This is a genomic window from Variovorax palleresanus, assembly GCF_051144945.1.
GTDB lineage: Bacteria > Pseudomonadota > Gammaproteobacteria > Burkholderiales > Burkholderiaceae_C > Variovorax > Variovorax paradoxus_S.
Window position 1 is genome coordinate 4,496,708 of sequence record NZ_JBJNVP010000002.1, and the last position, 20,939, is coordinate 4,517,646.

Here is a 20,939-nt window from a genome sequence, read left to right on the forward strand (position 1 = left end):
TTTTCATTGGCGCACGCGGCGCCTTCTCGTTCGTTCAGTCGCGCTCGCCGCCGGCAATGCCCAGCAGGGCCAGCAGGCTCTGGAACACGTTGAACAGGTCCAGGTAGAGCGCGAGCGTGGCGCTGATGTAGTTGGTCTCGCCGCCGTCCATGATCTGCTTCAGGTCGTAGAGCATGAAGGCCGAGAAGATGCCGATGGCCGCCACCGAGATGGCCATCATGCCCGCGCTGGAGCCCACGAAGACGTTGATGATGGCGCCCACCATCAGCACCATGGCGCCGACGAAGAGCCACTTGCCCATGCCGGACAGGTCGCGCTTGATGACGGTGGCCAGCGAAGCCATCACGAAGAACACGCCAGCGGTGCCGCCGAAGGCGGTCATGACGAGCTCGGGGCCGTTCTTGAAGCCCAGCACCATCGCGATCAGGCGCGACAGCATGAGGCCCATGAAGAAGGTGAAGGCCAGCAGCACCGGCACGCCAGCGGCGGAGTTCTTGGTCTTCTCGATGGCGAACATGAAGCCGAAGGCGCCGCCGAGGAAAACGATGAGACCCAGTCCGCCCGAGAGCGAGCGGGTGATGCCGGTGCTGACGCCGATCCAGGCGCCCAGCACGGTGGGCAGCAGGCTCAGTGCCAGCAGCCAGTAGGTGTTGCGCAGCACGCGCTGGCGTTCAGCCTGCGGCAGCACCTGGCCGTAGCCGGTGGAAGTGTCGAGGGTGGTAACGCGGTCGTTCATGGCCGTAGCTCCTTTGATTGCTGCAGTGATGCAGTTGGGCGCATTCTAGGGGTCTGCAAGAGGGGGTAACGAAAAGACCGTATGGGCGATGGTCCTAAGCCCCGCCGGGGTTTCGGTCGCATTGCCCGTTATGCTGTCGGGTTTTACGAACCTGCTCCCCAACATGAAGACCAAGTCCTTCCTCGAACTCGCCGACGTCAAGGCCATTGCCGCCGCAGCCGAAGCCGAAGCCCTCAAGAACAACTGGGCCGTGACTATTGCCATTTCCGACGATGCCGGCAACCTGCTCTGGCTCCAGCGCCTGGACGGCGCCGCGGCGCTTTCGTCGCACATTGCCCCTGCCAAGGCGCACACCGCAGCCATGGGACGCCGCGAGAGCAAGGTCTACGAAGACATCATCAACGGCGGCCGCACGGCGTTTCTCACGGCGCCTGCGGTGCAGGGCCTGCTCGAGGGCGGCGTGCCCATCGTCAAGGACGGCCAGGTGATCGGCGCTGTCGGCGTGAGCGGTGTCAAGTCGAACGAAGACGCCCAGATTGCCAAGGCCGGCATCGCAGCGCTCGGCCTCTGAGAACCTGAAGCCCCAAAGCAAGACGCCGACCAAGGGTCGGCGTTTTTGTTGAAGTGCTCAGCGTGGAAAAAGAGCTTGGCTAGTCGGCGAACCGTTGGCTAGCAAAAAACGACCCTCGGAGATGAAATCTCCTCAAGTCGCCCCACGATGAAACTTGCGCGAAGGGCGGGCTGATTTTTTACTTGGTAAGAATCAGCTTGCCGAGTTTGGTGGCCTGGAGCCTATAGAGGGAACCGTTGTGCATGATGCCCACGGTCTTGCTTCCCTTCAAAAGCTCCGTGCTTTCGACCATGGGCGCCGGACGGGCGGCCTGGATGGATGCATGACCGCCACCCGATTGATCGAGCGAAGGATGGCTCAGAACAGAAAAGGCGTTGGGCTTGGCTTGCATTTGAAATTCCCTTATCGAAGCGATGAGTGAATGATAATGATTCGCAATAAAAAGTCAATCGCGGCGATCAACTTTTTTTCGTGTGCGCAGGGGCCTATTTCGCGTCAGGCTCTGTAATGAAGCCGATCTTGCGCACGCCGGCTTCCCGCGCCTGCGACATGGCCTTGGCCACGCGCTCGTAGCGAACGGCCTTGTCGCCGCGGATGTGCAGCTCGGGCTGCGGGTCCTTGGCGGCCTCGGCGGCCAGGCGGGCGGGCAACTCCCCGTCTTCGACCTTCTGCTCGTTCCAGTAGTAGCTGCCGTCGGCCGTGATGCTGAACAGGATGTTCTGCGGCTTGGGCTGCTCGGGTTCGCTGGTGGCGCGGGGCAGGTCGATGTTGACTGCGTGCTTCATCACCGGCACGGTGATGATGAAGATGATCAGGAGCACCAGCATGACGTCGACCAGCGGCGTCATGTTGATCTCGTTCATCACCTCATCGGGTTCGTCCTGGGTACCAAAAGCCATGATGCTCAGCCCTTCTTGAGCGGAACCACAATGGCGTCGCCGGCGCCGCTTTGCACGCGTGCGCCGGTCACGAAGTAGGCGTGCAGGTCATGCGCAAAGCTGTTGAGCTTGGTCAGCACGAACTTGTTGCCGCGCACCAGCGCGTTGTAGCCCAGCACCGCCGGAATGGCCACCGCGAGGCCCAGCGCCGTCATGATCAGGGCTTCGCCGATCGGGCCCGCCACCTTGTCGATGGTGGCCTGGCCGGCCGTGCTGATGCTCATGAGCGCGTGATAGATGCCCCAGACGGTGCCGAACAGGCCGATGAAAGGGGCCGTTGAACCCACCGACGCCAGGATGGCCAGGCCGCTCTGGAGGCGGGCGGTGAATGCGTCGATGCCGTTGCGCAGTGCGCGCGTGATCCAGTCGCTCACATCCAATGCGTCATGCAAATGAGCCTTGGTGTTGCGGTGGTGCGCAGCCGCTTCGCGGCCTTCGAGCGCGAGCGCGCGAAACGGGTTGCCGTCGTCCTTGCCGAGCTTGTTCAGCGCGGTTGCGAAGTCTTCGCTGTGCCAGAAATCCTGCGAGTGCTTGGCAAGGCGCTTGTATTTGATGACGTCGAGGGCCTTGATGATGATCACGATCCACGACACAAGCGACATGCCGATCAACAGCACCGCGACGGCCTTGGTGACGAAATCGCCCTGGTTCCAGACGTTCATCAAGCCGAATTGGGAATCCATACGAAGTTGCTCCAGAGAAAAATTAGTTCAGTTTGAATGAGAAGGGCGCCCGCAGAAGGTAGGTGGTCTGCGCATTGCCTCCCGTTTGCCTGAAAGGGGTGACCTGGGCGGTCCGGGCGGCGCTCAGCGCCGCTTCGTCGAGCCGTTCGAACCCGCTGGACTTGAAGAGTTCGACGCGCTTGGCAAAGCCTTCGCTGTCGAAATAGATCGAGACGACGGTGGTTCCGGCCTCGCCCAGCCGCTTGCTCATGCTGGGAAAGACGAGCTTGGGCTCCCTTATATAGCGCGTCTGGCCTTCCGAGATCTCGATCGTCCGCGGTGCGGGTGGTGCCGGAGGGGCTGGCGGCGGCGCCGGTGGAGCGGGTGGCGCCGGGGCTTCCGCGACAGGCGCCGGTGCGGGCGGAGGAGGTTCGGGCACGCCCACCGGAGCGGCGGGCGCGGGTGTCGGCTTGGGTTCGCGCACGGCCACCGGGCGCGGCGGGGGCTTAACGGCCTCGGGCTTGCGCTGCGGAGGCGGTGGGGGAGGGGGCGGCGGCTCGGCCGGCTTGGGCGGCTCGACGAACTGGCTCAGTATCTCGACGGGGATCACCACTTCGGCGGCGCGGCGCAGCAAGCCGCTTTGCAGCGCCCACAGCGCGGCCGCATGAAACAGGATCACGCCCCCGGCAATGAGTGCATTGCGCGAGAGGCCCAGGACGGAAGGGGGAGGGGCAAAGCGGTCAGACACGATCAACCAATTCGAATGCGGGCGCGCCGAAGCGTGCCCCGATTGCAGCAAAACCGCTACGACTACTGTTTACTTACGAAAGATCCACCAGACCGAGCCTGCAACGAAGATCAGGCTGCCGCCGAGAGCCGAGAAGAGTTCCATGCCTTGCTTTCCGAGATGGAGGTGGCAAGCTGGATCGCACTCGTTCCCGATTCGCGGTTCAGCGCGGCGACCGGATGCGAGGCGCTGCACTGCGCGACGATATCGCGCGCACAACCTTCACATTGGCCACATTGGGTGGCCACGCCAAGCTCGAACTGGACTTCGTCGAAAGTCATGCCCGCTCGCACGTGACGTGCGATTTCACGGTCGGAGACTCGGCGGCAGACGCAAACGATCATGGCGGTGAAAGCGGCAGTTGGCTGGCTGGTTTGTTCGAGGCCTGATTATAAATACGAATCTCTCGCATTTTCAATAACTATCCCGACAGAGGTCTTTCGTGTGCATTCGAGGGGTGTTGCATCTGAACAACATGCGAATCTCAATGCGAATGATTAAGAACTACGTTCGCACTACACTTCAGCCCGATTTCGGCAAGCCACTGCCGGTGTAAGCCACCGGGACCAGCCAGCCCATCCATTCAAACCAGCCGTTTGGGCTTTCTGGGAGGTTATCTTGGCCAATGTCGTCCGCCGGCGCGCTCGTGCGCCGCGCTCCGTGTCTTCTTCTGCTCCTGCCGTGAGGGCCGCAACGGCCGGAATGCCGCGGGAAGCGGCAATGCTCCCATTCGGGGCCCTGATGCTTGCGGCCTCGGTCAGCAGCTGGGCGCAGACGCCGCCGGCCACGGTGCAAGGCGGAACACTGGGCACCGTCACGGTGACGGAGCAGGCCGAGACGCAAGGCAAGGACCAGGTCCAGACCAAGAAGACCAACATCGGCAAGGGCACGCAGGAGATTCGCGACATTCCCCAGTCGATCAACGTCATCACCGAAAAACTGATCGACGACGTCAAGCTCGACACGCTTCGCGACGCCTTGCACTATTCGGCCGGCATCACCTTCGCCGCGACCGAGAACGGCACCGACCAGGACATCCGGCTGCGCGGTTTTCCCGTGGCAACCGTCGGCGACTTGCTCATCGACGGCATGCGCGATCCCTCGCAATACGACCGCGATACCTTCAACCTCGAGCGCGTCGAGGTGCTGCGCGGTTCGGCATCGATGATCTTCGGACGCGGCTCCACTGGTGGCGTGATCAACCAGGTGACCAAGAAGCCTATGCTGGCTGACCAGACCGACGTGGAAGCCACCGTCGGCTCCCGCGGCTACTACCGCACGACCGCCGACTTCAATGTGCGCACCGGCGAAACTTCGGCGCTGCGCATCAACGGCATGTGGAACAAGGCCGACAACGGCGGTGCCAAGGTCGACAAGTACGGCATTGCGCCTTCGTACAGCTGGGGTGTGGGCACGGCCAACGAATTCACCGTCGGGCTGTTCCACCTGAACGTGGACAACGTCCCGCTGTCGGCGGTTCGCTGGGTGGCGACCGGCCGCCAAGGCATTACCGGCTACAACGCGAGCGGCGTGCCGACCATCGGCAGCCTGGGAACGATCGCACCGATCAAGCCCGGCAGCTTCTATGGCACCACGGCCGACAAGCTTCTTGGCCAAGCCACCTACGGCACGGCTTCCTGGCTCCATCGCTTCGATGACGGCGGCGAACTGCGCACGCAGGTGCGCTCCGGCACCTTCGACCGCAACCAGTGGTCCACGGCCGCCGGTGCCAGCACCACGTTCGGTGCGGCCACCACGCTCGCGAACTTTGGCGACTACACGGTGCTCACGCGCAGCGGCCTCACGCCGCGCAAGGACGAGTACAAGGGCACGTACCTGCAGAGCGACTACAGCAAGGAGCTGAACTGGGGCGGCATGAAGCACCAGTTGCTGGCCGGTATCGATGCCTCCAAGGAGGAAGCGAGCCGCTACCAGAACGATGCTTTCTTCAACAACAGCTTCCGCGGCCGCGCGCTGGGTTCGCGGGCCAACACCTTCGTCGGCACGCCGAACGATGGTGCCGGCCTGAGCGGCACGTTCGTGGAGCCGGTGTACCGCGACTCGAGTTCGTATTCCGCCAAGTCGATCGGCCTCTACCTGCAGGACCTGGTCCAGGTTGCGCCCGACTGGAAGATTCTGGGCGGCGTTCGCTACGACCGGCTCAGCGGCGACTTCAACCAGTACAACTACACGAACCCCGCGTGCGTGAGGCCCACTCCGGCCCCGCGCGGCTATACGCAAACGGCAAACTGCACCGATCCACGTGAGCGCTACTCCGCTGGCAGCCCGCTGCCGACGGTCGCGACCACCCATTTGTCGCAGGGCGCCTGGAGCTACCGGGCCGGCGTGCTCTATCAGCCTTCGACCACGCAGTCGTATCACCTGTCGTACAGCACGTCGTTCAATTCGTCGGCGGACACCTATCAGTATGTGTCGCCCCAGACTGCCGGGACGCCGCCTGAGAAGAGCCGCAACATCGAACTCGGCACCAAGCTCGACTGGCTCGATGGCAAGCTGTCGACGCGCGCGGCCCTCTTCCGTACCGAGAAGACCAACGAGCGCACCACCGATTCGGACTTTGCAAGCACGTCCTACCTGCTGTCGGGCAAGCGCCATTCCCAGGGTCTCGAGCTCGACGTGGTCGGCCGCCTGACCTCGCAGTGGGAAGTCTATTTCTCGTACTCCTACATTCCGAAGGCAACGATCGACCAGGTCGGCAGCACCGCGGCGCCCGGCACCGTCGGCTCGCGCGTCGGCCTGACGCCCAAGCACAGCGGCGCTGCATGGATCAGCTACCAGGCCACGCCCAAGTTCCGCATTGCGGGCGGCGTGCGCGGCGCGTCCGAGAACCGGCCGCTGCAAGGCGCCAGCGGCGCTGCCAGCCTGGCCAACAGCACCCCGGGCTACGTGGTGGGCGACATGATGCTCGAGTACAAGTTCACCCCGGACCTCTATGCGCAGCTCAACGTCAACAACGTGACGAACAAGCTCTACGGCGATCAGCTCTATCCGGGCTTCGTGATCGCCGGTGCCAAGCGCACGGTGCTCTTCACGGTCGGGGCACGTTTCTAGAATAGTCAGCCACAACCGATCTTCCGCTCTTCATGCTCTTGCACATTCGCGAAGTGCTCTCGCCTGACGAAGTTCGCCAGGCCAGGGAAATCCTGGGCCATGCGCCCTGGGAGGACGGCCGCCTGACCGCAGGCGAGCAGTCGGCCAAGGCGAAGAACAACGAGCAGCTGAGGGAAGACTGCGAAGAAACCCGCGCGGTCCAGCAATTGCTGCTGCGCGGGCTGGAGCGGCACCAGGTTTTCTTCTCGGCCGCGCTTCCAAAGCAGATTTCGCCGCCGCTTTTCAACCGCTACGGCGGTGCGTCGAACAGCTTCGGCAATCACGTGGACAGCGCGGTCCGTTTTCTGCGCGACGGCACGGGCAGGGTGCGCACCGACATCTCGTGCACCCTGTTCCTGGCCGAGCCCGACGAATACGACGGCGGCGAACTCGTGATCGAGGACACCTTCGGCACGCAGCGCGTCAAGCTCGCAGCGGGCGACATGGTGCTCTATCCAGGCACCAGCGTTCACCGCGTGCTTCCCGTCACTCGCGGATATCGCCTGGCGAGCTATTTCTGGATCCAGAGCATGGTGCGCAGCGACGAGCAGCGCCGGCTGCTGTTCGAAATGGACAACCACCTGCGCCATCTCCGCAGCCAATATGGGGAGACCGATCCGGGCGTGATCGGACTCACCAGTACTTATCACAACCTGCTGCGCATGTGGCTCGACATCTGAGCCCCGGCGTGGCGCCCTGCAATGCCGGGAGGCCATTCATGAACAAGTCACTTCTTTATGTGGCGGCTGCAACCGCCGCCCTCTGGTCCGCGTCCGCATCCGCTCAGTTCGTCGAGCATGACGCGATCAAGTGCGCGCCGGTTCCCAAGGAAGAAATGCGTCCGCAGATGGAACTGCAGCGCAAACTGACCGGCGAAGGCTGGAAGGTGCGCCAGATAAAGAACTTCAATGGCTGCTACGAGGTCTACGGCTTCGACGAGAAAGGCCAGCGCGCCGAGGCGTTCTTCGATCCCAAGACCTTCGAGAAGGTCGGACAAGTCAAGCAGCCTTCCTGAGGCGCCGCGCGGTGCGTGCGGTTTCCGGGCGTCCGTCGACGCGGGTCTGGGCACTTTGGCTGCGCGCAACACACTGGGCGCTGGTGGCCGCCATTGCGGTGGCGTGGTTCAGCGGCGAGGCGCTGCTGCGGCAGCATGAATGGGCGGGCTACGCGGCACTCGCCCTGGTCGCGGGCCGCTGCATCGGCGGCTGGCTCGGTGGGCGCTACGCGAGGTTCCGCCAGTTCGTTCGATCGCCCTCCGAAGTGCGGTGCTATGCGGGCGAGGTGCTCGCCCGGCGAGAAAAGCGCTACCTGGGCCACAACCCGCTGGGTGGCTGGATGGTCGTTGCCTTGCTGGCCGCGGTGGCTGCCGTCGGCGTCACGGGCTGGATGTATTCGCTCGACATGTTCTGGGGATTGGCGTGGGTGGAATGGCTCCACCGCACATTGGCCTGGACGCTGGTGGCGCTGATTGCCCTGCATCTGGCCGGCGTCGTTTTCACGAGCTGGCGGCACAGGGAGAACCTGGTGGCTGCCATGCTCAGCGGGCGCAAGCGACCGCAGGCGCCGGGCGACGTCGATTGACGAATGCGCCCGGCCTCGCCGATCAGCTGAGTTCGCCCATCTGCGATTGCAGGTAGTTCTGCAGGCCGACCTTGTCGATCAGCTCGATCTGGGTTTCGAGGAAGTCTATGTGCTCTTCGGTGTCGTCCAGGATTTCTTGCAGCAGGTCGCGTGAAACGTAGTCGCGCACCGTTTCGCAATAGGCAATGCCGTCTTTGATGGTGGCTTGCGCGCCGGTTTCGGCGCCCAGGTCGCAGCCCAGCAGCTCGGGCACGTCTTCGCCGATGTTCAGCTTGCCCAGGTCCTGCAGGTTGGGCAGGCCGTCGAGCATGAAGATGCGGTCCATCAGCTTGTCGGCGTGCTTCATTTCGCCGATCGATTCCTCGTATTCCTTCTTCGCCAGCTTGTCCAGGCCCCAATGCTTGAGCATGCGGTAGTGGAGGAAGTACTGGTTGATTGCGGTGAGCTCGTTCTTGAGCTGCGCCTGCAGATGTTCGATGACCTTGGGGTCGCCCTTCATGGTTTTTCCTTATTCTGAAAGCACCGATTGTGAGAGGGGCGGGCGGGCACTTGCAAGCAATCCCATGCTGCGTCGGTCTGCATGCGTTTGATGGTGATACACGTTCGTATTCGTTGGTGGCGGCTCCATCGCAAACATAGCAAGCCGCAATAGTTTTGATAGCTCATAACTATTAAAAATGAAATATTGGTAGTTATACTGATGGCTCGTTCTTTTCATCAGCCACCACCAAGGAAACAGTAAATGTCCCTGATCAACACCGAAATCATTCCCTTCAAGGCCACCGCGTATCACAACGGCAAGTTCGTGCCCGTCAGCAACGAAAACTTCAAGGGCAAATGGTCGGTCGTGGTGTTCTACCCGGCTGACTTCACGTTCGTGTGCCCCACCGAACTCGGCGACCTCGCCGACCACTACGCAGAATTCCAGAAGCTCGGCGTCGAGGTGTATGGCGTGTCGACCGACACCCACTTCACCCACAAGGCATGGCACGACACCTCGGACACCATCGGCAAGGTCAAGTACCCGCTGATCGGCGACCCGAGCCAGCAACTGGCCCGCGCCTTCCAGGTGCTGATCGAAGAAGGCGAAGACGCCGGCCTCGCATACCGCGGCACCTTCGTGATCGACCCCGAAGGCAAGATCAAGACCATCGAAGTGCACGACAACGGCATCGGCCGCGACGCCGCCGAACTGCTGCGCCGCGTGAAGGCTGCCCAGTACGTGGCCGCCCACCCCGGTGAAGTCTGCCCCGCCAAGTGGACCGAAGGCGCCGAAACGCTGAAGCCCTCGTTCGACCTCGTCGGCAAGATCTAAGCGTTCCGCGCGAAAGCCCGGGCGCTCACGAGGCCCCGGGCTTTTTTGTTCCCCGTTGATAGTTTTCAGATATCGAAAGTGATTCCGCCATGCTCGACGCCAGCACCAAAGCCCAATTGAAGAGTTATCTCGAACGCGCCACGCAGCCGATCGAGATCGTCGCCTCGCTCGACGACAGCAAGGCCTCGGGCGAAATGCTGTCGCTGCTGAAGGACGTCGCAGAAGCGTCGCCGCTGGTCAAGCTGACCGAAAGCCGCGGCGACAACCATCGCAAGCCTTCTTTCTCGGTCAATCGCCCGAGCGAGAACCACGGCCCGCGCTTTGCCGGCCTGCCGATGGGCCATGAATTCACGTCGCTGATCCTTGCGTTGCTGCAGATCGGCGGCTACCCACCCAAGGTCGAGCAAGCCGTGCTCGACCAGATCCGCGCACTCGACGGCGACTTCGAGTTCGAGATATACGTTTCGCTCACCTGCCACAACTGTCCCGACGTGGTCCAGGCGCTGAACCTGATGGCGGTGCAGAACCCGCGGATCCGCACGACGATGATCGAGGGCGGCACCTTCCAGGACGAGGTCAAGGAACGCCAAGTGATGGCCGTGCCGACCGTGTTCCTGAACGGCACCGAGTTCGGCCAGGGCCGCATGAGCCTGGAAGAAATCCTTGCGAAGATCGACACCAGCGGCGTCGAGCGCGAGGCAAAGAAGATCGCCGCCAAGGACCCGTTCGACGTGTTGATCGTCGGCGGCGGCCCGGCTGGTGCCGCGGCTGCCGTGTATGCGGCCCGCAAGGGCATTCGCACCGGCGTGGCATCCGAGCGCTTCGGCGGCCAGGTGCTCGACACGCTGGGCATCGAGAACTTCATCTCGATCAAGGAAACCGAAGGACCGAAGTTCGCCCATGCGCTCGAAGAGCATGTGCGCGACTACGAGGTCGACATCATGAACCTGCAGCGTGCCAAGGCGCTGGTTCCGGGCAAGGACCTGATCGAAGTGCAGCTCGAAAGCGGCGCCTCCTTGAAGAGCAAGTCGATCATCATCTCGACCGGCGCACGCTGGCGCAACATCAACGTGCCCGGCGAGCACGAGTTCAAGAACAAGGGCGTGGCCTACTGCCCGCACTGCGACGGTCCGCTGTTCAAGGGCAAGCGCGTGGCCGTGATCGGCGGCGGCAACTCGGGTGTCGAAGCGGCCATCGACCTGGCCGGCATCGTGGGCCACGTCACGCTGATCGAGTTCGACACCGCGCTGCGCGCCGACGCCGTGCTGCAGCGCAAGCTCAAGAGCCTGAAAAACGTCGACGTGTTCACCAACGCGCAGACCACCGAGATCACCGGCGACCAGAAGGTCAACGGCCTGGTCTACAAGGACCGCGCAACGGGTGAGCTGAAGAAGGTCGAGCTCGAAGGCGTGTTCATCCAGATCGGCCTGGTGCCCAACACCGACTGGCTCAAGGGCGTGGTCGAACTGACGAAGCACGGCGAGATCGTGGTCGATGCCAGGGGGCAGACCTCGGTGCCCGGCGTGTTCGCGGCGGGCGACGTGACCACCGTGCCGTTCAAGCAGATCATCATCGCGGCCGGCGACGGCGCGAAGGCGGCGCTGGGCGCCTTCGATCACCTGATTCGCACCTCGGCACCGGCCGAGCAGGTTGCCGCCTGAAACGCGGCAGCGGCGGGCTGACCGGGCGGCAGGTTCAGTAAACCAGCCGCTCCGGCTTCAGCTCCTGCAGGATGGTGGTGGCAATTTCCTCGATCGACTTGGTCGTGGTGGAAAGCCACCGGATGCCTGCCCGTCGCATCATGGCCTCGGCCTCGGCCACCTCGTGACGGCAGTTTTCGAGGCTGGCGTAGCGCGAATCGGGCCGCCGCTCGTTGCGGATCTGGCTCAGCCGCTCGGGCTGGATCGTGAGCCCGAAGATCTTCTTGCGATAGGGCATCAAGGCCGGCGGCAGCTGGCGGCGCTCGAAATCTTCCGGAATCAGCGGGTAGTTGGCCGCTTTGAGGCCGTGCTGCATCGCCAGATAGAGAGACGTGGGCGTCTTGCCGCTGCGGCTCACACCCACCAGGATCACGTCCGCGCCCTCGAGGTCGCGGTTGCTCTGGCCGTCGTCGTGCGCCAGGCTGAAGTCGATGGCTGCAATGCGGGCGTCGTATTCCTTGCTCTTGCTGGCGTCGCTGAAGCGGCCGATGCGGTGGTTCGACTTGACCGCCAACTCGATCTCCAGCGGCCGCACGAAGGTGCCGAACATGTCGAGCAGCATGCCTTTGCAGCCGGTTTCGATGACTTCGAGCACCTCCATGTTCGCCAGGGTCGTGAAGACGATGGGGCGCACGCCTTCCAGTTCGGCCGTGTGGTTGATCTGCCGCACCGCCTGATGTGCCTTGTCGACCGTATCGGTGAAAGGCAGCCGGACGTGGCGCGGTTTCATCTCGAACTGGGCCAGCACGGCGTTACCGAAAGTTTCGGCGGTGATGCCGGTACCGTCGGAGATGAAGAAAACAGTGCGTGTGTGCATGGTGTTGCTCTTGCGGCCTTGTCCTGCGGCGCATGCAATCTTGCCGCGCCTACAATCCGGGCCATTATCGGGAATCCGCTTTCCCTTGCCCCAATTCTTTCCATGCACACCGCGCCCGCACCCAAAGCAACGAGAACGATCGTGCCGCGCCGCCTGCATGCAGCACCGGTTTCAACTTCTGGAGCTTTCCCATGTCTGCACTTTTCGACGCGACCGCCCTGGTCGTACCGTTTGAAAACCTGAGGATGACCGACGTCGAGTCGGTCGGCGGCAAGAACGCCAGCCTCGGCGAAATGATTTCCCAGCTGCCGCAGGGCGTGCGGGTGCCCACGGGTTTCGCGACCACGGCGCATGCGTTCCGCCAGTTCCTGGCCCACGACGGGCTGGCCGACAAGATCAGCAAGCGGCTTGCCGCGCTGGACACGGAAGACGTGCGGGCGCTGGCCGCGGCCGGCGCCGAAATCCGCGCCATGGTCGAGGCCCAGCCTTTTCCGGCCGACTTGCAGAAAGCCATTGCCGAGGCTTTTGCGAAGCTGAGCGCCGGCAACCCGGCCGCCTCGTTCGCCGTGCGTTCCTCGGCCACGGCTGAAGACCTGCCGGACGCTTCTTTTGCCGGCCAGCAGGAAACCTTCCTCAACGTGGTCGGTATCGACGACGTGCTGCACAAGATGAAGGAGGTCTTCGCCTCCCTCTACAACGACCGCGCCATCAGCTACCGCGTGCACAAGGGCTTTGCGCACGACGTGGTCGCGCTCTCGGCCGGCGTGCAGCGCATGGTCCGTTCCGACCTCGGCGCGGCCGGCGTGATGTTCACCATCGACACCGAATCGGGCTTTGAAGACGTGGTGTTCATCACCTCCAGCTACGGGCTGGGCGAGACGGTGGTGCAGGGCGCCGTGAACCCCGACGAGTTCTACGTGCACAAGCCCACGCTGCGCGCCGGCAAGCGGGCGGTGATCCGCCGCAACCTCGGCTCCAAGCTGATCCAGATGGAATTCGCGACGCCCGAAGAGAAAAAGGCGACCGGCAAATTGGTGAAGACCACCGACGTCAAGGCCGAGCAGCGCAACCGCTATTCGCTCAGCGACGCCGATGTCGAACTGCTTGCCAAATACGCGCTGGTCATCGAAGAGCACTATGGCCGCCCGATGGACATCGAGTGGGGCAAAGACGGCACCGACGGCCAGCTCTACATCCTGCAGGCGCGGCCCGAAACCGTGAAGAGCCAGCAGCAGGGCAAGGCCGAGCAACGCTACAAGCTGCTGGGCAAGGGGACAGTGCTCGCCGAAGGCCGTGCCATCGGCCAGAAGATCGGCACCGGCCCGGTTCGGCTCGTGCACAACATCAGCGAGATGGACAAGGTGCAGGCCGGCGACGTGCTCGTCACCGACATGACCGACCCCAACTGGGAGCCGGTGATGAAGCGCGCCGCCGCCATCGTCACCAACCGCGGCGGGCGAACCTGCCATGCGGCCATCATTGCGCGCGAACTCGGCATCCCCGCCGTGGTGGGCTGCGGCGACGCCACCGACCTGCTGAAGGAAGGCACCCTGGTGACCGTGAGCTGCGCCGAGGGCGACACCGGCTTCATCTACGACGGCCTGCTCGAGACCGAGGTGACCGAGGTGCAGCGCGGCGTGATGCCCGAGATCGACATCCAGTTGATGATGAACGTGGGCAACCCGCAGCTGGCCTTCGACTTCGCGCAGCTGCCGAACCACGGCGTCGGCCTGGCGCGGCTCGAGTTCATCATCAACAACAACATCGGCGTGCACCCGAAGGCGATCCTCGACTATCCGAACGTCGACAACGACCTGAAGAAAGCCGTCGAGTCGGTGGCCCGCGGCCACGCTTCGCCGCGCGCCTTCTATGTCGACAAGGTGGCCGAAGGCATCGCGACCATTGCGGCGGCCTTCTGGCCCAAGAAGGTCATCGTGCGCCTGTCCGACTTCAAGTCGAACGAATACCGCAAGCTGATCGGCGGCAGCCGCTATGAGCCGGAAGAAGAAAACCCGATGCTCGGCTTCCGCGGCGCCGCCCGCTACCTGAGCAAGGATTTCGGCGAGGCCTTTGCCATGGAATGCGAGGCGCTGAAGCGTGTGCGCAACGACATGGGCCTCGTCAACGTGCAGATCATGGTGCCTTTCGTGCGCACGCTGGGCCAGGCCGAACGCGTGACCACGCTGCTTGGCGAGCACGGCCTGAAGCGCGGCGAGAACGAACTCAAGCTGATCATGATGTGCGAGGTGCCGAGCAATGCCATCCTGCCCGAGGAGTTCCTGAAGTTCTTCGACGGTTTCTCGATCGGCTCGAACGACCTGACCCAGCTCACGCTCGGCCTGGACCGCGACTCGGGGCTCGAGCTTCTGGCCGCCGACTTCGACGAGCGCGACCCGGCCATCAAGGCCCTGCTGAGCCGCGTCATCAAGGCCTGCAAGGCTGAAGGCAAGTACGTGGGCATCTGCGGCCAGGGCCCCAGCGACCATCCGGACTTCGCGCTCTGGCTGGCGGAACAGGGAATCGAGTCGATTTCCCTCAATCCGGACAGCGTGATCGACACCTGGCAGCAACTCGCCAAGCGTTGACGGAACAGGGGCCATCGCGCCCCTGTCGCGCGGCAGCCACTACGGACGCCCCCACCGGGAATTCCCGCGCCGGTGCTTGCAAGAATTGAATCAGAATGTGTTACTAATGTCAGGCCCGTGAATTCATGGGCTTGGCCGGTCGCTTGCGGACTGCGCATGGCGAAGCCGCTCGTCGCCGCACCCGCCGGCATTTTGCGGAAGAAACCATCATGATTCTTGTCAAGACAGAAGCCGGACAGCAGGTTCTCAAAGATCGCTCGGTACCCCTTTCGCCGCGCCAGCGTACCGCCTTCATCCTGTTCGACGGTAAGCGCTCGGTCGACGAGGTGCTTGCCGGAACAGGCATTGCGCGGGAAGAAATCGATCAGCTCGTCACGCTGGGGCTGCTCGGTCCGGCGGCGGGCAGCAGCAGCAAGGCAGCCGTTCCGGCCAAGGCGCCTGAAGCGCCGGCCGCAAGCCCGGCGCCCGTCGTCGCGCCAACGCCGAAACCAAAGCCAGCCGAAGCCGCCGCGCCGTCTTCCGGGCGCAGCAGGCAGCAGCGCTACAAGGACGCCTATCCGATCGCCACCCAATTGACGGGTGCTCTCGGGCTGAAGGGGTTCCGGCTCAACCTGCAAGTCGAGGGCACCACCAGCTACGAAGATCTGGCGGCGCTGGCGCCCAAGATACGTGCCGCCGTGGGTCCCGAGAAGGCCGCCGCGCTCGACAAGGCCTTGAACGACTGAAGCTGGACAGGCGCTGCGCCAGCAGTGCTACAATAGCCGGCTTTGCCTTGCCACACTGCGCCCGACGCTGCAGGTGGCTTTTCCTCTTCTACGGAAGAATCCACAAGGAGTGCCATGCGTCACTACGAAATCATTTTGCTGATCCACCCGGATCAGAGCGAACAAGTTCCGGCCATGCTGGAGCGTTACAAGGGCCTCATCACGGCCGGCGGTGGCAAGATCCACCGCGTTGAAGACTGGGGCCGCCGCCAGCTGGCTTACCAGATCAACAAGCTCAACAAGGCGCACTACCTGTGCGTCAACATTGAAGCCGAGCAAACCGTGATGGGCGAACTCGAACACGCGTTCAAGTTCAACGATGCCGTGCTGCGCCACCTGACCGTTCAGAAGAAGAAGGCCGAAACCGGTCCTTCGTCGATGATGAAGACGGTCGAGCGCGAAGAAGCCCGCAAGGCCCAGCAGGCCGAATACGCCGCCAACAACAGCTGATGGCGTGACCGCTGCCGCTGCTGCGGCAACCGGGGTCAACCAGCTTCTGCTGACTGCCTCTGTTGCCGAACTCGGAGCCTTGCGATACACGCCGGCCGGCCTTCCCGCCATCGACCTGAAGCTTGAACATGAGTCGACGCTTCAGGAGGCAGGAAAAGCCAGGCAGGTGAAAACGGCCCTCAAGGCTGTTGCCTTCGGCGCCATCGCCGAACGGCTCGCAACGCAGTCGATGGGAAGCCTCTGGCGTTTTCAGGGTTTTCTCGCGACACCGGGCAACGGCAAGCATCCGGTCCTGCACATCCAGGATTTTCAGCAAGATTAATTTTCGACAAGAGGTCCCCAAATGGCCACGTTCAAGAAATTCAACAAAGACAAGCGCCCGAAGCGCAACACCCAGTCGCTGCTCTTCAAGCGCAAGCGCTTCTGCCGTTTTACCGTCGCTGGCGTCGAGGAAATCGACTACAAGGATGTCGACACGCTGCGTGACTTCATCAGCGAAAACGGCAAGATCATCCCCGCACGCCTGACCGGCACGCGCGCGATCTACCAGCGCCAGCTCAACACCGCGATCAAGCGCGCGCGCTTCCTCGCGATGGTGCCGTACAGCGACCAGCACCGCGTCTAAGGAGCCGTACCATGCAAATCATTCTTCTGGACAAGGTTCTGAACGTCGGTGCCCTGGGCGATATCGTCAAGGTCAAGGACGGCTACGCCCGCAACTTCCTGATCCCCACCGGCCGGGCCCGCCGCGCCACCGCTGCCAACAAGGCCGAATTCGAAGCCAAGCGCGTCGAACTCGAAAAGGCTGCGGCCGCCAAGCTGGCTGAAATGCAAGCCCAGGGCGAGAAGCTCGGCGGCACGACCATCAAGCTGACCCAAAAGGCCGGCGTCGATGGCCGCCTGTTCGGCTCGGTCACCAACGGCGACATCGCCGAAGAGCTCGGCAAGCAAGGCTACAAGGTTGCCAAGTCGCAAGTGCGCCTGCCCAACGGCCCGATCAAGGTCGTCGGCGACAGCACCGTGAGCGTTGCGCTGCACACCGACGTGGTGGTCGACATCACCGTCACGGTCTACGGCGAAACCGCCTGATCGTCCACAGCGCCTTGCGCGCTGTCGCAAAAGCCGCCCTCGGGCGGCTTTTGTCTTTTTGCACACCGGTTTTCCAGCTCGGTGCACTGAAAGATCACCGTTTATTCACAACCTTGTCCACACACGCCAGCGCGTGTGCGGCTTAGCATGCAGGGTTGCAAGGGAAGTCCATGTCCGCCGTTTTCTCCTATGCCGACAATGACCCGTCGGCCGATCGCCAAGTCGCCAAGCTCCGTATTCCGCCTCACTCGATCGAGGCCGAGTCGAGTGTGCTCGGCGGGCTGCTGCTCGACAACGGCGCGTGGGACCGCATGGGCGACCTGCTGGTCGACGGCGACTTCTACCGCCACGAGCACAAGCTGATCTACGCCGCCATCGGCGGGCTAATCAATGCCAGCAAGCCGGCCGACGTCATCACCGTCTACGAGCAGTTGCAGGGCCTCGGCAAGGCCGAGGAAATCGGCGGGCTGGTGTATTTGAATTCGCTCGCGCAATACGTGCCGAGCGCGAGCAACATCCGCCGCTATGCGGAGATCGTGCGCGAGCGCTCCATCCTGCGCAAGCTCGTCTCCGCGAGCGACGAGATCGCGACCAACGCCTTCAACACGCAAGGCAAGTCGGTCGACAAGATCCTGGACGAGGCCGAGCAGAAGATCTTCAACATCGGCGAAGAAGGCACGCGGATGAAGCAGGGCTTCCAGAGCATGGATGCCCTGGTGGTCGAACTGCTCGACCGCGTGACCGAGATGGCGGAGAACCCGAACGACATCACCGGCGTGCGCACCGGCTTCTACGAGTTCGACAAGATGACCTCGGGCCTGCAGCCGGGCGACATGATCGTGCTGGCCGCGCGGCCTTCCATGGGCAAGACCTCGCTGGCCATCAACATCGCCGAGCACGTGGCCCTGAACGAAGGGCTGCCGGTGGCGGTCTTCTCGATGGAAATGGGTGCTTCGCAGCTGGCGGTGCGTATCGTCGGCTCGATCGGGCGCATCGATCAGGGGCACCTGCGGACCGGCAAGCTCAGCGACGAAGAGTGGCCGCGCCTCACGGAAGCCATCGAAAAGCTGCGTAACGTGTCGCTGCACATCGACGAGACCCCGGGCCTCACCACCAGCGAGCTGCGTGCCAACGCGCGCCGCCTGGCCCGCCAGTACGGGCGGCTCGGCCTGATCGTGGTCGACTACCTGCAGCTCATGAGCGTGTCGACCAGCATGAACGACGAAAACCGCGCCACGGCGGTGGGCGAAATTTCGCGCGGCCTGAAGATGCTCGCCAAGGAGCTCAAGTGCCCCGTGATCGCGCTGTCGCAGTTGAGCCGTGGCGTCGAAAGCCGTACCGACAAGCGCCCCATGATGAGCGACCTGCGCGAATCCGGCGCCATCGAGCAGGACGCGGACATCATCATGTTCATCTACCGCGACGACTACTACGACAAGAACAGCAAGGAGCCGGGCGTGGCCGAGGTGATCATCAGCAAGCACCGGAACGGGCCGACGGGCACCGTCAAGCTGACCTTCCTCAAGCCGCTCACCAAGTTCGAGAATATGGCCAGCTACGGCAGCAGCGACGACTACTGACGTTGCGGATTCATTGGGGCCGTTGCTGTTTCTGCAGTTTTGCATTCGGCCGCAGCCCGCGCCTTCAGCTGGCGCATCATGTCGGCCAGCGTCTTGCCCGCTTCGTCGCGAAAACGCTCCGGCAGCACCTCGACCGCGTCCATGCGGTCGATGCGAAAGCCGCGAAAGTCGTCGCGCAGTTCGCACCAGGTCGAAAGCGTCCAGACCTTGCCCCAGTAGAAGCAGCCGAGCGGACGCACGGTGCGTTCGCTCGCATCGCCCGACACGTCGCGGTAGTTCAGGCGCAGCTTGTGGCGCGCCTCCACTGCCTCGCGCAAGGTCTGCAGCCGGTTGCGCATGGCGTCGTCCAGGCCCAGTGCGGGCGCGTAGAGCGCCAACGCTTCCGCCGAGACGCGCGCGGCCGGCGGCAGCACCGAGAGGATCTTGCCCAGCCCGGTTTCAATGTTGCGCGCCAGCGCCGGATCGACCCAGCTCTGCGCGAGCCGCGCCGCAGCCACCAGCGCTGAAGCCTCCTCCTGGGTGAACATCAGCGGCGGCAGTTCGAAGCCCGCGCCGAGCCGATAGCCCACGCCGGCTTCGCCTTCGATCGGCACGCCCTGGTGCTGCAGGTCGGCCACGTCGCGGTACACCGTGCGCTCCGACACCTCCAGCCGCTGCGCGAGGAAGGCGGCCGTGGTGAGCCGGCGCCCACGGATGAGCTGCACGAGCTGGAAGAGGCGGTCGGCGCGGCGCATCAGCGCGCTCCTTGCAATTTTGGGGCGGCCTCGCCGGGCCGGCCCTGGGGTGTACTCATGAAACTCCGATGTGGATCGCCACCTTGTCCGGCCCTTCGTAGGCTTCGAAATCGCTGCAGTAGCGGCGCGTGATTTCCGGGTGCGCCTCGAAATACTGCCAGATGCGCTCCCAGGTGGCGATCACCATCTGCGGCATTTCACCCTGGCCCGAAAAGACGAGGTAGTTGCCGGGCTCGATGGCCACGCTGCCCGTTGCATCCGAGACGGCCACGCCTACCGTCACGTCGAAGGCGCCATGAGCGTCGGATTCATAGCTGGAATAGACGCCGAAGATCCGGGCGTCGCTTGTGCGTCCGGGCGTCGAACGGTAGGTCTCTTCGCCGAAGAAGCGGTTCCACAGTGCACCGATGCGGGCGGTCGCAGGATCGTTCTCCTCGCGGTTGGTCGTTCGAGCCGCGAGGCCCGCGACGTGGAAAGCGCCATGATGCTGGCGGACGGGTTCCATCGGGTGTGTCTTCTGCATGGGTGATGTCGGGATTGTGGTGCTCAAAGCGCGAGCGCCTTCAGGTCGGCTTTCATGGTTCGGGCGATCAGCATCATGTCGGCATCGCTGATGTCGAACATGCCGAAGCGGAACTTGTAGCCCCACTGACGCGGGTTCTCGACGAAGGCAAGGCGCTCGATCAACGGAGCGATGGGCGCCTCATGCGAAGCAGCATAAGCCACGTCGCGGCGCCAGGGGACGAAGCCGCCGCCCATGTCGAATTCGTAGGGTTCGCCAGGTCGCACGATGCCGATCGACACGAAGCTCTGCAGCTTGTCCGTGCCGCCGAACACCGTGGCCGGCGCGTAGTAGGCCACGCGATCGCCGGCTGAAACCCGCTTGAGCGGCCCCAGCTTGCCGTGGCCGACCTGTATGAAGCCGACCGGCTCGTGGTCGCGCCCGCGCCGGGCGTGCTCGGCGCTGGCAACGGCGATCCAGTTGCGCTGTGCCATTGCGGGTCAGTCCAGGGCGTGAAGGCCGACTTCGTTGCCTTCGGTGTCGCGCAGATGGGCGATGAAACCCATGCCTTCGGGCAGCGCGGACTTCGGCGCGACGATCTGACCGCCTGCCGCCTCGACGCGGGCAAGCACCGCATCGATGCTCGGCATGCAGTCCAGATAGATGCGGATACCGCTGCCCGCGCGTGCGCTGGCATTCACGCCGGCCTGCAGGGCGCCGCCCGTGGCGGGATTGTCGTAGGGAAAAACGGCCAGCGTTTCGCCCCCGAAGTCCTGGCGGCGCAGCTTGCGGCCGAGCACGGTTTCGTAGAAGGCCTGGGCACGGTCGATGTCGGCGACGGGGATCTCGAACCAGCTGATGGCGTTTTGCATGAAGGACTCTCTTTCGTTGCGTTGGAAGGAGCCTCGATGGTGCGGACCGCCTCCTGACAACGTCTTGTCAGGAGCCTGTCACGGCGGCCAAAGAAAAAGCCCGCGATGCTCCGGGGAGCATCGCGGGCCTGATCGGATCCGACGA

26 protein-coding genes are annotated in these 20,939 nt (G+C 63.6%); 14 read left to right on the forward strand and 12 right to left on the reverse strand.

Annotated features, from left to right (window positions below; all coding sequences use genetic code 11):
* Positions 1–34 precede the first annotated feature (34 nt).
* Positions 35–736, reverse strand: a complete 702-nt coding sequence (locus tag ACJ7Z0_RS24950) for a Bax inhibitor-1/YccA family protein (protein ID WP_055804866.1) — start codon at positions 734–736, stop codon at positions 35–37.
* A gap of 163 nt (positions 737–899) precedes the next feature.
* Here ACJ7Z0_RS24950 and ACJ7Z0_RS24955 point away from each other — a divergent pair, with 163 nt between their 5' ends.
* The gene (locus ACJ7Z0_RS24955; RefSeq protein ID WP_028258861.1) at positions 900–1,307 is read left to right on the forward strand and encodes a GlcG/HbpS family heme-binding protein; all 408 of its coding nucleotides are present in this window, start codon (positions 900–902) and stop codon (positions 1,305–1,307) included.
* A 178-nt stretch (positions 1,308–1,485) separates the two neighbouring features.
* Here ACJ7Z0_RS24955 and hemP read toward each other — a convergent pair whose 3' ends face one another.
* The 5 genes from hemP to ACJ7Z0_RS24980 all read right to left on the reverse strand — a co-directional run bounded on the left by hemP (position 1,486) and on the right by ACJ7Z0_RS24980 (position 4,038).
* Positions 1,486–1,698, reverse strand: a complete 213-nt coding sequence (gene hemP / locus ACJ7Z0_RS24960; protein WP_012746945.1) for a hemin uptake protein HemP — start codon at positions 1,696–1,698, stop codon at positions 1,486–1,488.
* Positions 1,699–1,792: 94 nt separating this feature from the next.
* On the reverse strand, positions 1,793–2,206 hold the full coding sequence (locus ACJ7Z0_RS24965) for an ExbD/TolR family protein (RefSeq protein WP_431122879.1): 414 nt from the start codon (positions 2,204–2,206) through the stop codon (positions 1,793–1,795).
* Between the two features lie 5 nt (positions 2,207–2,211).
* Positions 2,212–2,928, reverse strand: coding sequence for a MotA/TolQ/ExbB proton channel family protein (locus ACJ7Z0_RS24970; RefSeq protein WP_434791980.1), 717 nt, complete (start codon positions 2,926–2,928; stop codon positions 2,212–2,214).
* Positions 2,929–2,950: 22 nt separating this feature from the next.
* Positions 2,951–3,658, reverse strand: coding sequence for an energy transducer TonB (locus tag ACJ7Z0_RS24975; RefSeq protein WP_431132272.1), 708 nt, complete (start codon positions 3,656–3,658; stop codon positions 2,951–2,953).
* 107 nt (positions 3,659–3,765) lie between these two features.
* Positions 3,766–4,038, reverse strand: coding sequence for a (2Fe-2S)-binding protein (locus ACJ7Z0_RS24980; RefSeq protein ID WP_093011893.1), 273 nt, complete (start codon positions 4,036–4,038; stop codon positions 3,766–3,768).
* A 376-nt stretch (positions 4,039–4,414) separates the two neighbouring features.
* On the opposite strand from ACJ7Z0_RS24980, the gene ACJ7Z0_RS24985 reads away from it, so the two are divergent.
* Genes ACJ7Z0_RS24985 through ACJ7Z0_RS25000 form a run of 4 tightly spaced genes read left to right on the forward strand, consistent with a single transcriptional unit; the run spans position 4,415 to position 8,386 of the window.
* Positions 4,415–6,766, forward strand: a complete 2,352-nt coding sequence (locus ACJ7Z0_RS24985; protein WP_434791981.1) for a TonB-dependent receptor — start codon at positions 4,415–4,417, stop codon at positions 6,764–6,766.
* A 32-nt stretch (positions 6,767–6,798) separates the two neighbouring features.
* The gene (locus ACJ7Z0_RS24990) at positions 6,799–7,485 is read left to right on the forward strand and encodes a Fe2+-dependent dioxygenase (protein WP_434791982.1); all 687 of its coding nucleotides are present in this window, start codon (positions 6,799–6,801) and stop codon (positions 7,483–7,485) included.
* A 38-nt stretch (positions 7,486–7,523) separates the two neighbouring features.
* Positions 7,524–7,820 (forward strand): PepSY domain-containing protein, encoded by a 297-nt coding sequence (locus ACJ7Z0_RS24995; RefSeq protein ID WP_434791983.1) that lies wholly within the window; start codon positions 7,524–7,526, stop codon positions 7,818–7,820.
* A gap of 11 nt (positions 7,821–7,831) precedes the next feature.
* The gene (locus ACJ7Z0_RS25000; RefSeq protein WP_434791984.1) at positions 7,832–8,386 is read left to right on the forward strand and encodes a cytochrome b/b6 domain-containing protein; all 555 of its coding nucleotides are present in this window, start codon (positions 7,832–7,834) and stop codon (positions 8,384–8,386) included.
* Positions 8,387–8,408: 22 nt separating this feature from the next.
* On the opposite strand, the gene bfr is transcribed toward ACJ7Z0_RS25000, so the two are convergent.
* Positions 8,409–8,885, reverse strand: coding sequence for a bacterioferritin (gene bfr, locus ACJ7Z0_RS25005; protein ID WP_093011882.1), 477 nt, complete (start codon positions 8,883–8,885; stop codon positions 8,409–8,411).
* 243 nt (positions 8,886–9,128) lie between these two features.
* On the opposite strand from bfr, the gene ahpC reads away from it, so the two are divergent.
* Positions 9,129–9,701 (forward strand): alkyl hydroperoxide reductase subunit C, encoded by a 573-nt coding sequence (gene ahpC, locus ACJ7Z0_RS25010; protein WP_028253445.1) that lies wholly within the window; start codon positions 9,129–9,131, stop codon positions 9,699–9,701.
* A gap of 89 nt (positions 9,702–9,790) precedes the next feature.
* Positions 9,791–11,362, forward strand: a complete 1,572-nt coding sequence (gene ahpF / locus ACJ7Z0_RS25015) for an alkyl hydroperoxide reductase subunit F (RefSeq protein ID WP_434791985.1) — start codon at positions 9,791–9,793, stop codon at positions 11,360–11,362.
* Between the two features lie 34 nt (positions 11,363–11,396).
* Here ahpF and ppsR read toward each other — a convergent pair whose 3' ends face one another.
* Positions 11,397–12,218 (reverse strand): posphoenolpyruvate synthetase regulatory kinase/phosphorylase PpsR, encoded by an 822-nt coding sequence (gene ppsR, locus ACJ7Z0_RS25020; RefSeq protein ID WP_093011873.1) that lies wholly within the window; start codon positions 12,216–12,218, stop codon positions 11,397–11,399.
* A 191-nt stretch (positions 12,219–12,409) separates the two neighbouring features.
* On the opposite strand from ppsR, the gene ppsA reads away from it, so the two are divergent.
* The 7 genes from ppsA (at position 12,410) to dnaB (ending at position 18,686) form a co-directional block, all read left to right on the forward strand.
* Positions 12,410–14,803 (forward strand): phosphoenolpyruvate synthase, encoded by a 2,394-nt coding sequence (ppsA, locus tag ACJ7Z0_RS25025; protein WP_431122861.1) that lies wholly within the window; start codon positions 12,410–12,412, stop codon positions 14,801–14,803.
* A 209-nt stretch (positions 14,804–15,012) separates the two neighbouring features.
* Positions 15,013–15,528 (forward strand): hypothetical protein, encoded by a 516-nt coding sequence (locus ACJ7Z0_RS25030; RefSeq protein WP_434791986.1) that lies wholly within the window; start codon positions 15,013–15,015, stop codon positions 15,526–15,528.
* A 114-nt stretch (positions 15,529–15,642) separates the two neighbouring features.
* Positions 15,643–16,017: a 30S ribosomal protein S6 gene (rpsF, locus tag ACJ7Z0_RS25035; protein ID WP_028258846.1), complete on the forward strand. Its 375-nt coding sequence runs from the start codon at positions 15,643–15,645 to the stop codon at positions 16,015–16,017.
* A gap of 4 nt (positions 16,018–16,021) precedes the next feature.
* Positions 16,022–16,339 carry a primosomal replication protein N gene (gene priB / locus ACJ7Z0_RS25040; protein ID WP_235505142.1) on the forward strand — a complete coding sequence of 106 codons (318 nt, stop codon included), beginning with the start codon at positions 16,022–16,024 and terminating at the stop codon, positions 16,337–16,339.
* Positions 16,340–16,360: 21 nt separating this feature from the next.
* Positions 16,361–16,642 carry a 30S ribosomal protein S18 gene (gene rpsR / locus ACJ7Z0_RS25045; RefSeq protein ID WP_431122857.1) on the forward strand — a complete coding sequence of 94 codons (282 nt, stop codon included), beginning with the start codon at positions 16,361–16,363 and terminating at the stop codon, positions 16,640–16,642.
* An 11-nt stretch (positions 16,643–16,653) separates the two neighbouring features.
* Positions 16,654–17,106 carry a 50S ribosomal protein L9 gene (gene rplI, locus ACJ7Z0_RS25050; RefSeq protein ID WP_434791987.1) on the forward strand — a complete coding sequence of 151 codons (453 nt, stop codon included), beginning with the start codon at positions 16,654–16,656 and terminating at the stop codon, positions 17,104–17,106.
* 170 nt (positions 17,107–17,276) lie between these two features.
* A complete protein-coding gene (gene dnaB / locus ACJ7Z0_RS25055; protein WP_434791988.1) occupies positions 17,277–18,686 on the forward strand; it encodes a replicative DNA helicase in 1,410 nt (469 codons plus the stop codon).
* Here the strand turns inward: dnaB and ACJ7Z0_RS25060 are convergent.
* From ACJ7Z0_RS25060 to ACJ7Z0_RS25075, 4 genes are read right to left on the reverse strand one after another with little or no spacing between them, the layout of a single operon-like run.
* Entirely contained in the window at positions 18,680–19,420 is a 741-nt protein-coding gene (locus ACJ7Z0_RS25060) for a helix-turn-helix transcriptional regulator (RefSeq protein WP_434791989.1), read from the reverse strand. The two genes, dnaB and ACJ7Z0_RS25060, sit on opposite strands and share 7 nt — an antisense overlap.
* Before the next feature lie 55 nt (positions 19,421–19,475).
* The gene (locus ACJ7Z0_RS25065) at positions 19,476–19,943 is read right to left on the reverse strand and encodes a GyrI-like domain-containing protein (RefSeq protein WP_434791990.1); all 468 of its coding nucleotides are present in this window, start codon (positions 19,941–19,943) and stop codon (positions 19,476–19,478) included.
* Between the two features lie 23 nt (positions 19,944–19,966).
* Positions 19,967–20,416 (reverse strand): EVE domain-containing protein, encoded by a 450-nt coding sequence (locus ACJ7Z0_RS25070; RefSeq protein ID WP_434791991.1) that lies wholly within the window; start codon positions 20,414–20,416, stop codon positions 19,967–19,969.
* Positions 20,417–20,422: 6 nt separating this feature from the next.
* Positions 20,423–20,794, reverse strand: coding sequence for a VOC family protein (locus ACJ7Z0_RS25075; RefSeq protein ID WP_434791992.1), 372 nt, complete (start codon positions 20,792–20,794; stop codon positions 20,423–20,425).
* Between the last annotated feature and the right edge of the window lie 145 nt (positions 20,795–20,939).

Coding starts and splice junctions, on each gene's coding strand:
- ACJ7Z0_RS24950 (WP_055804866.1), bottom strand. CDS start 736: ATGAACGACCGCGTTACCACCCTCGACACTTCCACCGGCTACGGCCAG.
- ACJ7Z0_RS24955 (WP_028258861.1), top strand. CDS start 900: ATGAAGACCAAGTCCTTCCTCGAACTCGCCGACGTCAAGGCCATTGCC.
- hemP (WP_012746945.1), bottom strand. CDS start 1,698: ATGCAAGCCAAGCCCAACGCCTTTTCTGTTCTGAGCCATCCTTCGCTC.
- ACJ7Z0_RS24965 (WP_431122879.1), bottom strand. CDS start 2,206: ATGGCTTTTGGTACCCAGGACGAACCCGATGAGGTGATGAACGAGATC.
- ACJ7Z0_RS24970 (WP_434791980.1), bottom strand. CDS start 2,928: ATGGATTCCCAATTCGGCTTGATGAACGTCTGGAACCAGGGCGATTTC.
- ACJ7Z0_RS24980 (WP_093011893.1), bottom strand. CDS start 4,038: ATGATCGTTTGCGTCTGCCGCCGAGTCTCCGACCGTGAAATCGCACGT.
- ACJ7Z0_RS24985 (WP_434791981.1), top strand. CDS start 4,415: ATGCTCCCATTCGGGGCCCTGATGCTTGCGGCCTCGGTCAGCAGCTGG.
- ACJ7Z0_RS24990 (WP_434791982.1), top strand. CDS start 6,799: ATGCTCTTGCACATTCGCGAAGTGCTCTCGCCTGACGAAGTTCGCCAG.
- ACJ7Z0_RS24995 (WP_434791983.1), top strand. CDS start 7,524: ATGAACAAGTCACTTCTTTATGTGGCGGCTGCAACCGCCGCCCTCTGG.
- bfr (WP_093011882.1), bottom strand. CDS start 8,885: ATGAAGGGCGACCCCAAGGTCATCGAACATCTGCAGGCGCAGCTCAAG.
- ahpC (WP_028253445.1), top strand. CDS start 9,129: ATGTCCCTGATCAACACCGAAATCATTCCCTTCAAGGCCACCGCGTAT.
- ahpF (WP_434791985.1), top strand. CDS start 9,791: ATGCTCGACGCCAGCACCAAAGCCCAATTGAAGAGTTATCTCGAACGC.
- ppsR (WP_093011873.1), bottom strand. CDS start 12,218: ATGCACACACGCACTGTTTTCTTCATCTCCGACGGTACCGGCATCACC.
- ppsA (WP_431122861.1), top strand. CDS start 12,410: ATGTCTGCACTTTTCGACGCGACCGCCCTGGTCGTACCGTTTGAAAAC.
- ACJ7Z0_RS25030 (WP_434791986.1), top strand. CDS start 15,013: ATGATTCTTGTCAAGACAGAAGCCGGACAGCAGGTTCTCAAAGATCGC.
- rpsF (WP_028258846.1), top strand. CDS start 15,643: ATGCGTCACTACGAAATCATTTTGCTGATCCACCCGGATCAGAGCGAA.
- rpsR (WP_431122857.1), top strand. CDS start 16,361: ATGGCCACGTTCAAGAAATTCAACAAAGACAAGCGCCCGAAGCGCAAC.
- rplI (WP_434791987.1), top strand. CDS start 16,654: ATGCAAATCATTCTTCTGGACAAGGTTCTGAACGTCGGTGCCCTGGGC.
- dnaB (WP_434791988.1), top strand. CDS start 17,277: ATGTCCGCCGTTTTCTCCTATGCCGACAATGACCCGTCGGCCGATCGC.
- ACJ7Z0_RS25060 (WP_434791989.1), bottom strand. CDS start 19,420: ATGCGCCGCGCCGACCGCCTCTTCCAGCTCGTGCAGCTCATCCGTGGG.
- ACJ7Z0_RS25065 (WP_434791990.1), bottom strand. CDS start 19,943: ATGCAGAAGACACACCCGATGGAACCCGTCCGCCAGCATCATGGCGCT.
- ACJ7Z0_RS25070 (WP_434791991.1), bottom strand. CDS start 20,416: ATGGCACAGCGCAACTGGATCGCCGTTGCCAGCGCCGAGCACGCCCGG.
- ACJ7Z0_RS25075 (WP_434791992.1), bottom strand. CDS start 20,794: ATGCAAAACGCCATCAGCTGGTTCGAGATCCCCGTCGCCGACATCGAC.